The sequence below is a fragment of the Micromonospora sp. CA-263727 genome (assembly GCF_050942455.1).
Lineage (GTDB): Bacteria > Actinomycetota > Actinomycetes > Mycobacteriales > Micromonosporaceae > Micromonospora.
Genome location: NZ_CP192031.1, coordinates 4,857,088 through 4,869,601, shown reverse-complemented (window position 1 = coordinate 4,869,601; position 12,514 = coordinate 4,857,088). Strand labels below are relative to the sequence as shown.

Genomic DNA, 12,514 nt, shown 5'->3' with positions numbered 1-12,514 from the left:
CGCCGGGCCTATGCCTTGCGCGCGACCGCCCCGTACATGGCGATGTCCTTGTCGGCGATCCCTGGGGCCTCGGACCCGTCCGGGCGCCACTTGTGCACCTGGACCAGCCCCGGCTCGACCATCTCCAAGCCGTCGAAGAACCCCAGTGCCGTGGCCCGGTCGCGGAAGACGAGGGTCTCGCCGAGCCGGTTGTACTCCCGCTGGACCTCGGCCAGCGGGATCGGGTCGAATTCGTCGGTCGCGATGGACATCGCCAGGTAGCTGCCCGCCGGCAGCACGTCCAGGACCTGCCGGACGACCCGCAGCGCTTCCGCGTCGTCCTCGATGAAGTGCACGATCGCGATCAGCATCAACCCGACCGGCTGATTCAGGTCGAGGGTGCGCAGGAACTCCGGCGAAGAGATGATCGTCTGGGGGTCGCGCATGTCCGCCGCGACGTAGGCCGTGCGCCCCTCCTCCGTCCCGACCATCAGCGCCCGCGCGTGCGCGAGCACCAGCGGATCGTTGTCGGTGTAGACCACCCGTGCGGTCGAGTCGACCGACTGCACGATCTCGTGGAGGTTCGGCGACGTCGGCAGTCCGGTGCCGATGTCGAGGAACTGCCGGATCCCGCACTCGGTGGCCAGGAAACGCGCCACCCGGTGCATGAAGGACCGGTTGGCCTGCATGTGGACCCGCAACGCGGGCCAGGTCCGCAACGAACTCTCACCGGCCTCGCGGTCGGCGGCGAAGTTGTCCTTGCCACCCAGGATGTAGTCGTAGATCCGTGCGCCGTGCGCCCGGTCGGTTCGCAGACCAACCTCGCGAGCATCCTCGCTACGACGTTCCACCAAGGCCTCCGCAAATGATGTTGTCACCCGTGCAGGCGACCCTACACCGGTCACGTACCGGGCTCCTCTGTGGACCGGCCACGGCGCGGGCAACCCGGTGGACGGGCGCAGCGATCCGAAGATCTCGCGCCCGCGTCCCGATCCGTGGGGTCAGGCGGAGGCGCCGGCCCCGGAGAAGAACGTACGGGCCGAGGTGATCATGGCATCGAGTTTGTCGCGGGTGGCCAGCAGTTCGGTCGCCCTGGCGTCGATGCGGTCGCGTTCGGCGGTCAACCTGTCGAGCATGTCCCGGGCACTCACCGTGTCGGGGGCGAAGACGCACGGCAGTAGTTCAGCCACGGTTCGGCTGGGCAGTCCCGCCTCGTAGAGCCGCTGGATCCACCGGACCCGCTCGACCGCGGTGTCCGGGTAGATCCGCTGACCACCGGTGGTGCGTTCCGAGGCCAGCAGGCTCTGTTCCTCGTAGTAGCGCAGCGACCGCACGCTGACGCCGGACCTACGTGCCAGTTCTCCGATCCGCATCGCGCCCTCCCGGATGACCCCGGCCACAACGGTTGCACCTCACGTCAATGTCAGGTTCTAGCGTATCCGGTGTACCGATCGACGCTCGCTCGCAGTGAGGAATGACGTGATGGCCGGCTTGTTCGACAGCTACCGCCTGGGCGACCTGCAGCTACCCAACCGCGTCGTGATGGCGCCGATGACCCGATCCCGGGCAATGGCCGACGGGATGCCGACCCCCCACATCGCCGTCTACTACGCCCAGCGCGCCACCGCCGGGCTGATCGTCAGCGAGGGGTTGCAGCCGAGCCTGCAGGGACAGTCCAACCCCAATACCCCCGGCCTGGACCGGGACGAGCAGGTCGAAGCCTGGCGCGAGGTCACCTCGGCGGTGCACGCCAACGGTGGCCGGATCTTCGCCCAGATCATGCACGGCGGCCGGGTCGGCCACCCCGAGGTCGTCGGCTACCGGCCGGTCGGCCCGTCGGCCATCGCCCTGAACGGCCAGCTCTACACCGGCCCCAAGGGCATGCTGCCCGCGCCCGTACCACGCGCGCTGGCCACCAGTGAGATCAAGGGCGAGATCCAGGTGTACGCCGCAGCGGCCCGACGGGCCGTCGACGCGGGCTTCGACGGCGTCGAACTGCACGGCGCGAACGGCTACCTGATCAGCCAGTTCCTGTCCGCCAACGCCAACCGGCGCAGCGACGCCTACGGCGGCTCGGTCACCGGTCGGATCCGGTTCGCCGTCGAGGTCGCCGAGGCCACCGCGGACGCCATCGGCGCCGAGCGGGTCGGCATCCGGCTGTCTCCCGGTGGCACCGTCTGGGACATCGTCGAGGACGACGTGCCGCAACTCTACGGAGCGCTGATCGGCGCCCTGGCCACGCTCGGCCTCGGCTATGTGCACACCCTGGGCACCGCCGCCGACGAGGTGCTCGTCGGCCTGCGGAACGCCTGGCCGGGCAGCTTCATCGTCAACCCGTCCCCGCAACTCGGCGGCACGCCGGTGACCCGGGAGCGGGCCGAACGCTGGCTCGGACTCGGCGCCGACCTGATCAGCTTCGGACGCGCGTACCTGGCGAATCCCGACCTGGTCGAGCGGCTGCGCCTGGGCCTGCCGCAACGCGAGCACGACCCGGCCACCATGTACGCCGGCGGCACCGCCGGCTACCTCGACTACACCAGCTACCAGCACTGATGCCGGACCGAGCGACACCCGATCCAGCAACGGCGCTCCGCCCGCCTACCGGTCGCGGTCCGGCGGGTAGCTGGTCGGGTCGAGCCGCTCGGCCAACTGACGCACGGCTGCCTCGTAGGCCGGGTCCGTGTGGTAGGGCCAGTGTCGGTGGATCGGCGGCGGCACGGTGTCGTCCATGGCAATGATGATTCCGGTCGGATCGCGCAGTCGTCGGTCGACCGTGCCGGCCGCTCCCCGGACGTGTGGCGGCTCGCCGGGTCGGTGGGCGGAGAAGACCGGGCCGCCGATCGGGTCGGTGCTGCGCCACAGGTTGACCCAGCGCCAGGTGATCCGGTTGCCGATCTCGTCCAGGACCTGGTCGCCGAGGAAGGCGGGGCAGAGCCGGGCGTAGAGCCGGTGCAGGGGGCTGCCGTGGGTCAGCAGCGCTACCCGGGGCAGCACCTCCGGCGGTAGCTGGAGGAGGGTGGCGGCGGCGAGGACGGAGCCGTGCGAGTGTCCGGAGAGGATCACTCCGCCCCCGGTGGTCAGGGCGGTGATTCGTTTGGCGAGTTCGGGTACCGCTCGTTCGGCGTAGCAGGGTGGGGCGAACGGGTGCACGGTGCGTGGCCAGAAGGTGCCCAGGTCCCAGATGGCCGCGATCGTGCGTCGGGTGCCCTCCGACCGGTAGGAGAGCAGCCCGAACAGGACGATGCCGAGCGCCACCAGGCCGATGACGTACATCCCGATGTCGGTCGCGTACGCCAGTTCGGTGCTCACCGTGCCGTCGGTCCTGGCCAGCTTCCGGGTCAGGTCGGATGGCCCGATGCCGGTCAGGTCCAGCGCGACCGTGGCGACGCCGAGCAGCGACAGCACCAGGAACACGATGAAGACCGGGCTGATCTGCTCGGCGAGGGCGGCCCGGGCGATGATCTGCTGGACGACGGCCCGGCGGGGCAGGGCTTCCGGCGGCGGCTCGGGGAAGTCCTGCCGGACGATCGCCTCGGCCAGGCGACGTCGGCGACGTCGGGTCTGCACGATCCGGTAGATCGCGGTCGCGGTGACGACCAGGACTGCGGCCAGGCCGGCCAGCGCCGCCCAGCGGTAGGAGACCGGCGGCTCCAGCGGCGGTGCGCCGGGCACGTTGGGCCGGGCCGGGTTCGGGATCTCTCCCCGGTCGAGGAAGTCGGCGACGCGGTAGACCAGGGCGGCGGAGAAGCCGTACGCGGCGGCCACCGCCGCTATGCCGAAGATCGGGGCGGCCAGTCCGCTCAGCCACGCCTTTGCGGTTGTCCGGCTGCGTCGTCGCTGGTGCAGCGTGGTGACGACGAGCGCGGCGAGCAGGCCGGTCTGGACTGCGATCACCGCCGCGACGGTGCCCTCGTATCCCGGCAACTGCCCACTCGGCGGTTCCGGCTCCAACGGCACCGCCGTGTAGACGAGGGCCAGCACGGTGAGGCCGTTGGCGACCATCCGCAGCGTCCGGATGCCACGCAGGTCGACCTCGCCCCGGCCCGGCCCCTCCACGGCGCGGTGCGCCGGCAGGCAGAGCAGGACGGCGCAGGCGGCGAGCAGGACCCAGGCCGCCATGAAGAGCAGGTACCCGACCAGCGTGGGGTGGATGTGGATGAGCGCGCCGAGAAGGGACGCGTCGAGGACACCGAGGCCGACCGCGAAGTGGATGGCCCGCAGTCGCTGCACCACGAGCGCGTCGTTCCAGAAGCCGGGGCGGTCGATCCGATCCTCCCCGCCGCTGGTGCGGTCCTGCCCGCGGGCGGCGGGGAAGGCCTCGAACGCCCGGGCGGACCGCTTCCCGAGCCACCAGAGCAGTCGTAGCGCGGCGATCGGCACCAGCGCGAGTATCGCCAGGCGGGGCCCGAGGGGTATGTCGGCGAGCCAGGCGAGGTAGCCGCGCTCGCGGATGCAGGGGCGGTAGGGGGCGCACTGCCAGCCGACGATGTCGACGCTCACCCCGACGATGGACAGGACGAACGCGGCGGTGAGGGTGGCGGCGAGCAGCCGGCACAGCGGGCCGATCGCCCCGCCGGCGCCGCCGGTCGCGGGCCGGGTCCAGACGGCGAGGTTGACCAGCATGAACGGGAGGAGGAACAGCAGCGACAGGGTCCGTACGGTGGCGCCCGCGGTCAGTGCGCCCCAGCGGTACGCCTCGACGGCCAGCCCGTCTGGCCGGTCGCTGACGCCGAATCCGGGGCGGGGCCGGTAGAACCCGGCGTTGTCGTCGCCGGCGACCCGGACCACGACCGGATGGTCCAGCAGCGCCTCGGCGGAAGTCCCGGAGACACCGTGCACCCGCAGCTCTACCACCTCGTGTGCCAACCCCCCGCCTCCCGGCCACCGCCGGCCCGAACTCACGATAATGACCTGACCTGCGAATTCGTGGACCCTTCGGCGAACCCGGACAGTCGACCCCGGCGGCCGGTGACCCGCCGGGTGGGTCATGCCGTTTGGCCCTGCCCACCCCGGGCCGAGGGAACGCAGGCTGGTCGGGAAGGGAGGTGGGCCCCGTGAAGATCGACGGCTGGTCGACCGGTCCGGTGGCGGTGGTGGGCGCCGACGGTCAGGTCGGGTCCGCGCTGCGGGACCGGTTGGCCGGACTGCCCAACGAGGTACGCCCGCTGCGCCGCGGTGACGACCTGCGGGCCGCGTTCCGCGGCGCCGACGCGGTGGTGCATCTGGCGGGGACGTTGGCACCGGGCCGGGGAAACAGCTATCGGGCGGCCAACCGCGACACCGTCGCGGCGACCTGCGCCGCGTTGCGGGACTGCGGCGCGCGGCGGGTGGTCTTCCTGTCCTACCTGGCCGCCGCTGCCGCGTCGGGCAACCCGTACCTGCGGTTCAAGGGCGAGGCCGAGCAACTCCTGCGCGACTGCGGCACGCCGGCCGTGATCTTCCGATGCGCCCATATCTACGGGCCGCCGGAGCAGCCCGGGCCGACCGCCTCGGCGCTGCTGGCCCGGCACGGACGCGTGTCGGTGCCCGGACCAGGACGCCAACGCTACTCCTGGATCGCGCGCGACGACGTGGTGGAGGCGCTGACCCGGGCGGCCCTCGACCCGGCCACACCCATTGGCACGTTCGACCTGGCCGGACCGCAGGCGTACACCGTGGACGAGTTCGTCGAGCACATCAATCCCGGCCCGGTCCGCCTCCGGCACCTGCCCGGCTGGGCCGCCCGACTCGTCGGCCGGCTGGCACCGGGAATCACCGAGCCGCTCGTCGACGTGCTGCTGCGCGACTGCCTTTCCGCCGGCGACCCGCAACAGACCGCGACCACCTTCGGGTTCACCCTGCACCCGCTGGCTGCGACCTGGCCCCGTGACCTCCCCGGCCCGGCGATCCGCGACGTGTGACACCGGCGGCGGTATCCCTGTCCCGTGCTCCCGCGACGGCCCGGGCCACGGCGACCGTCGCCGTGGCCCGGGCCGGCATTTGCGGGGGCTGTCGGGAAACCGCGCAAGCTTCCCGACGGTCTCGTTCAGAGACGGGCGATACCGGCCTCGGTGGCTTCCCGTACCGCCGAGGTTCGGCGCGCCTCGGCCCGCCCATCTGCGGCGTCCTCCCGGCCCGCCCCGGCCTTGGCCTGGGCCCGCCGGGCCTGGGCCGCAGCCGCCTGCTCGCCGGTCACGCCACCGCGGATCCGGTTGTTCGTGGCCACGTGGGCGGCCGGGGTGTTGCCCGTGACGGTCAGCCGGCCGTCGATGATGTTGTCGTCGACGGTGACGCCACCGGTGGTGTTGGTGATGCTGACGTCCCGTCCCCAGTATCCGCCGGAGGCGCAGCTGTCGAGGGTGCCGTTCGGGCCCAACTGCACGCCACCCAGGTTGCCGGCGAAGGTGGCCCGGCCGCGTACCGCGCTGCCGCACACGACGCTGCCGGTGGCGGTGTTCAGCACCGACAGCGAGCCGTCGACGAAGGAGTCGTGCACGTCGGTGTAGTAGGTGCCGCTGCTGCTGAGGTTCCCCTCCACCTCGGTGCCGCGGTCCAGCCGGACCTCACCGGCCTGGACGTTGACGCCTCCGGTGATCGTCGACTTCTCCACGAAGAGGAAACTGTCGACGGTCGCGGCGCCCTTTGGCCGGACGACCAGGCTGTCGGCGCGAGCGTCCTTCAGAAACGCGCCGTACCCGCCGGCGGCCAGCTGCACCGCGCCGTCGATGGTCGTGTTGGTGGCGTCCAGGTAGCCGTCCGCGGCGACCTGGACCTCGCCGCTGATCCGGCCGCCGGTGATGACCAGGTTCGCGCCGGCCGCGATGCTGACGTTGCCGGTGATGACGGTGCCGGTCAGCGCGCAGGACTCGCTGGGCGGCACGTACAGGTCGTTGGGCACGGTCACCGCGCCGCCGGTGCCGATGCAGTAGGTGACCAGGCCGGCGTGTGCGCCGGGCGCCACGGCCAGCACCGATCCGGCGGCGATGGTGCTCACAATGGCCAGTTTGGCGACGGTACGTCTGGGCATCGCGGTACTCCCTGTCGATGGAGGTCGAGGACTCATGCGCCGATGTCCGATCGGGCCGCGGCCCGGACGATGGCGCCCTGCTGCCGCTGGGTCAGCGTGCCGTCGGCGACCAGCGCGGCGGTGACCGCCGTGACGTGCCGGACGAAGTCGGCGTGCCGGGGGTAGTTGGCGTGTTCGTCGATCAGATCGTTGATGGTGCAGCCGTTGCCGGTGTCGACGTTGGCCACCCCGGTGTCGTCACCGTTGATGATCACCGTGGCTCGGGTGTCCGAGTCGGGGCAGGCGTCGGTGCCGTCGGCGACGACGGTGAACGTCGTGGACCGCTCGGCGGAGGTGTTCCCGGCGACGTCGGTCGCCCGGTACCGGAGGGTGTGCGGGCCGGGGGCCCGGACGGTCACCGGAGCGGTGTAGCCGGTCCAGTCGCCGGTGTCGACGGCGTACTCGATCGAGGCGACACCAGATTCGTCGTCGGTCGCCGTGACGGTCACGGTGGCGCTGCCGACGTACGCCCCCGAGTCGTCCTGCTCGCCGGTGACCGTCGCGGAAGCCACCGGCGGGGTGGTGTCCTCGGCGGGCACGGCCACCACGGTGAAGTGGGCCATCTGCTCCGCCGAGGTGTTCCCGGCGACGTCGGTGGCCCGGTAGTGGAGCATGTGCATGCCGGGTTCGTCCACCACGATCGGTGCGGTGTACGGGACGAAGGCCGCGCCGTCGAGCGCGTACTCGATGGTGGCGACGCCGGACTGGGTGTCGGTGGCGGTCAGCGTGGCGGTGGCCGTGCCGAGGTAGTTTCCGGCGGCGTCCCGGGGGCCGGCGATGTCGGCGGTCACCGTCGGCGCGGTGGTGTCCTCGTCCTCGTCCGGCTCGACGATGCGGAACGAGACCGAGCCGACGGCGCTGGTGTTGCCGGCGCGGTCGGTGGCCCGGAACCGTACCGAATGCTCGCCGATCGCGGTGACCTGCACCGGCGTGCCGTACGGGCGGAAGCCGGTGTCGTCGAGCTGGTACTCGATGCTCTCCACCCCCGAGCCGGCATCCGTGGCGGTGACGGTCACGGTGGCCGCGCCGAGGTAGTTGCCGTCCGGGTCGCGGTCGCCGGCGACGGTGGCGGAGACCTCCGGCGGTGTGGTGTCCTCGTCGCCGCCGGCGGTGACCACCAGCTCTCCGACCATCTCGCCGTGGCCGGGGATCGCGCAGAAGTAGCGGTACCGGCCCGGGGTCAGCGTCACGGTCGCCTCGTGGCGTCCGTCGTTCGCGTCGAAGGGGCTGGCCAGGATGTTCAGCGTGACGTCGTGGTTGTAGCCCTCGGTGGTGGTGTCGAAGGTCAGGGTGTGTGGCATCCCGGTGTTGTTGCCGGTCGCCGTGCTGTTCTCCCAGATGATCGTGGCCTGGCCGGCGACCGCCTGGACCGGCGCGCTCAGGTATCGGTTGATGTCGCCGTCGGCGGTCCAGGTCAGCACCTGTGTCGCGGCGGGCGGGGCGGCGGTGGCGGGCGCGCCGGCCAGCGGGAGCGCCGCGAGCAGGAGCGCCGCCAGCGACGCCGTCAGTCGTCGGATCATGCTCTCTCCTAGAGGTTCCGCACGCGGATGTTGCGGAACTCGATCAGGTCGGCGTCGCCGTGGTTCTGTAGGCCGACGAAGCCGCGGAGGAACTGCCGCAGATCGGTCGGGGGATCGCCGGCGCGCGAGGACTGCTTGCCCGGCGTGTTGTCGAACTCGTTGATCACCACACCGTTGCGGATGATCGTGTAGTGCTGCCCGACCGCCCGGATCTCGTAGTCGTTCCACTGGTTCTTGCCGGTGACGCCGGCCTGGGCGAGCGGCACCGGGTCGAAGTTGTAGACCGAGCCGGTCTTCTGCGCCTCTCCGGTCTCGCCGTCGTAGATCTGGATCTCGTGTCCGCAGTAGATCGCCACCCACGCCGCCGAGGTCCGGGCCGATCCGACGGTGCCGCAGCTCTCCGGCGGGCGCTCGGCCAGCGGGATCCGCGGGTCGGGGAACCGGACGAAGACGCCGCTGTTGGCCCGGCCGGTCCCGGGTGCGATGTCGCGGAACTGGAGCCGCAGCGAGAAGTCGGCCAGCTCTCCGGTGTGCCAGAGCATGCCCAGGCCACCGGCGGAGCGCAGCGATCCGTCCGGCTGGATGCCGAACGATCCGGACGGCGCCTGCTGCCAGCCGCGGAGCGACTCGGCGGTGCCGTCGAAGAGCGGCTCGTAGCCGGTGTGCCCGGTGCGGCCGATGCCGGAGGCGGCGGCCGAGCGGGTCAGCGTGCCGGACTCGCGGGCGCTGAGCAGGCCGTCGCGTTGTAGCGCGCGGGCCACCGCGGTGACGTGCCGGACGAAGCTGTCGTGGTCGGCCCAGGTGCTCTCGTCGTCGATCAGGTCGTTGGCGGCGCAGCCCTGGCCGACCGGACGGCTGGGTACCCCGGTGTCGGTGTCGCCGAGCCAGATGGTGTCCCGGCGGTCCGGCGCCGCACAGCCCGCGGTGACCGTGGTCTGCACCGTCGCCGTCTCCCCGTCGGCGTAGGTTATGGCGAGCTTCGCCGAGTAGGTGCCGACCCGGGCATAGGTGTGCTGCGGGTCGGCCTGCGCGGAGGTGGCGCCGTCGCCGAACTCCCACCGGTAGCTGACACCGCCGGAGCGGGAACCGGTGAAGGCGACGGTCAACGGCTTGTTCTGGACGGCCACCGAGCCGGCCGCCGGCGCCGGGGTCGGTGCGCCACCGGCGTAGGTGATCCGGATCAGCTTCTGGTTGGCGTGCAGGGTGAAGAACCCGCCGCCGTAGTCCAGCAAATACAGTGCGCCGTCCGGGCCGAACGCGGCGTCCATCCAGCTCTGTAGCTGGGTGCTGCCGTTGCCGGCGGGGACGATCGTCCGCAGCGACTCCGCGAAGACCGGCGGGGCCGCCTGCGGCACGCCGGCCGGGTCGACGGTGACCGCCACCCGGTTGGCCGCGTTCGACTGGTCACCGATGAACCACTTGTCGTCCCAGTGCACCGGCCAGGCCACGGTGCTGTCCGGATCGACCCGGTCGTGGTGGTAGGTCGGGCCGGACATGATGGCCTGCCCGCCGCCGCGCAGGTACGGCTGGGTGTAGGTGGCGTCGGCGGCGACGTAGGTGGGGACTCCGCTGCCGTCGGGGCGGGCCGGGAAGACCGGGCCACCGCCGTCGGGCGAGTACCAGATCATGTTGTCGCGGGCCGGCGGGATGTCGACCAGACCCGTGTTGCGGGGCGACTCGTTCTTCAGGTTGTCGCAGTCGTACCAGCCGGTCAGCACCGTCGCGTCGGTGTTGCTGCGGTCCCGGTAGGGCTGCCGGTTGCCCATGCAGAAGGGCCAGCCCTGGTTGCCGGGGGAGGTGATGATGGTCGCGGTCTCGTACTTGGCCGGGCCCAGGGTTGGGCTGGGCGACGAGGCGTCCGGGCCCACCCATCCGGCGGTCAGCCACTGGCGCTCCGGGTCGATCTGGAGGCGGGCGATGTTCCGTACGCCCATCACGTAGATCTCCGGCCGGGTCTTCTCGGTCCCCGGCGGGAAGAGGTTGCCCTCCGGAATGGTGTACGTGCCGTCCGGCTCGGGATGAATCCGGATGATCTTGCCGGCCAGGTCGTTGGTGTTGCCGGAGGTCCGACGGGCGTCCTGGAACGAGATGCCCTCGTACTCCTGGGTCCAGTTGTTGCCGGAGTAGCCCTGCGATCCCTGGGAGGAGTTGCTGTCCCCGGAGCCCACATACAGGTTGCCCTGGTCGTCGAAGGCCATCCCGCCGCCGGCATGGCAGCAGCTGTGGATCTGCACCGGGAACTGCAGCAGGTCCTTGCGGGTGTCCTGGTCGATCGTCTGTCGCTGGTGGTCGTAGGTGAACCGGGAGATGGTGCGCTGCCCGACCCGTGCCACCCGGTCGATCGACTCGTGCGGCATCCAGTAGACGTAGAGCCAGCCGTTGCGGGCGAAATCGGGGTCCGGCACGATGCCGAGCAGGCCCTCCTCGTTCTTCACCAGCTCGGAGCCGCTGCCCCGGTTGCCCATCACCGCCAGCGTGGTGAGCAGCTTGACCTGCTTCGTACGCGGATCCCAGGAGTGGATGGTGCCGCAGCCGAGGCCGACGTTCGGGGCGCTCCAGTCGACGATCGGGCCGCTCGGGCAGGCCGCCTTGCCGACGTAGAAGACCGTGCCGTCCTCGGCGATGGTGAGGCCGTGCGGCTCACCGATCTGGTCCAGCTGCCCGCTCTGGTTGGCCGCGGTCAACCGCTCCACCTTGTAGTTCGTGGCAATCGTCGCCTGGCAGTCGCCGCGTACCCGGCCGGTGGTCCAGTTGAGCGCCCCGGCCAGGTGGGTGCGGAACGCCTCCTCGCGGTAGCTGCCCTCGGTGTGGCCCATGCCGGTGTAGAACGACCGGCCGCCGTCGTAGTCCCGACACCAGGAGACCGGGTGGAACGGCCCGTTGCCGGCCGGTCCCGGGTCGTAGTGACGTTCCTCGACCTGGGCGACGGTGTGCACCGTGCCGATCGGGTTCGGGTCCCAGTTGTCCCAGCGGTCCGAGCGGGTGATGTTCATCGGTAGCGACGCCGTGGCGGGATGGTGCCGGTCCACGATGTTGACCACAGCCCGGTTCACCGGCGGGCGTTCCACCGCGCCGCTGCCGGTGAAGAGCCGCAGGTCGGCGAGCTGGGTCAGTGGCTCGCCGCTGTTCGCGGTGATGTTCAACCGGTAGTGCGCGAACTCCTGCGGCGTGGCGATGTCGAACCGGCGGGTCTGGAACCGGTCCGGGAAGCTCTGGCCGGTGCGGCGGTCGAGGTCCGTCCAGGTCTGGCCGTCCGTCGAGCCTTGCAGCGTCCAGTCCCTCGGGTCCCGGCCGGACGAGTCGTTGGCCGACGTCAGGGCGTACCCGGTGATGCGCTTGGCCGCGCTCAGCTCATACGCCACCCAGCCGGTCGGTGTGCGCACCAGCCACTTGGTGGCGGAGTTGCCGTCGGTCAGCTTCTCCTTGGTCTCGTTCGGCGGGTTCTCGCCCGAGGCGGTCACCCGGGCCACCGGCTCGGCGACCGGGACCGCGCCGGCCGGGCGGGTGCCGATCAGGCCGGTGAACCAGGTGGAGTCGAGTTGGGCGCGGGCGGCGTCGGCGACACCGACGAACCCGCCGCCGGACTTCAGGTAGCTCTGTAGCGCCGTCTCCTGCTCATGGTTGAGCGTGACGCCGGCCGCGGAGAGAAAGACCACGCTGCGGTACGCCGCGAGACCGGCCGCCGTGAACACCGTGGGGTCGGTGGCCTCCGTGACGACGATGTCGTGCGCCGCGGCGATCTCCCTCACCGCCGCGGTCGCCTGGAGCACCGGATCCTGCTGTTCCTCTGCCGGGCCGTGGAAGACGAGAACCCTCGTCGGGTCCGCCGGTGTGGCCTGCGGTGCGGCCTGCGGTGCGGCCTGCGGTGCGGCCTGCGGTGCGGCGGCTGCCGCCGAGGCGGGCAGCAGCGTGGTGATCGCGGTCAACGCGGCCAGCGTCTGTCGTAGTTTTCTGGTCATCCCCATGCACC

8 protein-coding genes are annotated in these 12,514 nt (G+C 71.4%); 2 read left to right on the top strand and 6 right to left on the bottom strand.

Features of this window, described 5'->3' with window-relative positions:
- Window positions 1–8: 8 nt before the first annotated feature.
- Complete coding sequence (locus ACQPYA_RS21245; RefSeq protein ID WP_433528848.1) at window positions 9–830, bottom strand: SAM-dependent methyltransferase; 822 nt, start codon at window positions 828–830, stop codon at window positions 9–11.
- A gap of 150 nt (window positions 831–980) precedes the next feature.
- The gene (locus ACQPYA_RS21240) at window positions 981–1,379 is read right to left on the bottom strand and encodes a MerR family transcriptional regulator (RefSeq protein WP_433528847.1); all 399 of its coding nucleotides are present in this window, start codon (window positions 1,377–1,379) and stop codon (window positions 981–983) included.
- 82 nt (window positions 1,380–1,461) lie between these two features.
- On the opposite strand from ACQPYA_RS21240, the gene ACQPYA_RS21235 reads away from it, so the two are divergent.
- Window positions 1,462–2,532, top strand: a complete 1,071-nt coding sequence (locus ACQPYA_RS21235) for an alkene reductase (RefSeq protein ID WP_433528846.1) — start codon at window positions 1,462–1,464, stop codon at window positions 2,530–2,532.
- Between the two features lie 45 nt (window positions 2,533–2,577).
- Here the strand turns inward: ACQPYA_RS21235 and ACQPYA_RS21230 are convergent, their stop codons facing one another.
- A complete protein-coding gene (locus ACQPYA_RS21230) occupies window positions 2,578–4,845 on the bottom strand; it encodes a hypothetical protein (RefSeq protein ID WP_433528845.1) in 2,268 nt (755 codons plus the stop codon).
- A 188-nt stretch (window positions 4,846–5,033) separates the two neighbouring features.
- Between ACQPYA_RS21230 and ACQPYA_RS21225 the strand changes: the two genes are divergently transcribed.
- Window positions 5,034–5,879 carry an SDR family oxidoreductase gene (locus ACQPYA_RS21225; RefSeq protein ID WP_433528844.1) on the top strand — a complete coding sequence of 282 codons (846 nt, stop codon included), beginning with the start codon at window positions 5,034–5,036 and terminating at the stop codon, window positions 5,877–5,879.
- Window positions 5,880–6,004: 125 nt separating this feature from the next.
- On the opposite strand, the gene ACQPYA_RS21220 is transcribed toward ACQPYA_RS21225, so the two are convergent.
- The 3 genes from ACQPYA_RS21220 to ACQPYA_RS21210 are packed head-to-tail and all read right to left on the bottom strand — an operon-like array spanning window position 6,005 to window position 12,503.
- The gene (locus ACQPYA_RS21220; RefSeq protein WP_433528843.1) at window positions 6,005–6,985 is read right to left on the bottom strand and encodes a hypothetical protein; all 981 of its coding nucleotides are present in this window, start codon (window positions 6,983–6,985) and stop codon (window positions 6,005–6,007) included.
- A gap of 32 nt (window positions 6,986–7,017) precedes the next feature.
- A complete protein-coding gene (locus ACQPYA_RS21215) occupies window positions 7,018–8,544 on the bottom strand; it encodes an OmpL47-type beta-barrel domain-containing protein (protein WP_433528842.1) in 1,527 nt (508 codons plus the stop codon).
- Between the two features lie 8 nt (window positions 8,545–8,552).
- Window positions 8,553–12,503 (bottom strand): ThuA domain-containing protein, encoded by a 3,951-nt coding sequence (locus ACQPYA_RS21210; protein ID WP_433528841.1) that lies wholly within the window; start codon window positions 12,501–12,503, stop codon window positions 8,553–8,555.
- Window positions 12,504–12,514 lie beyond the last annotated feature (11 nt).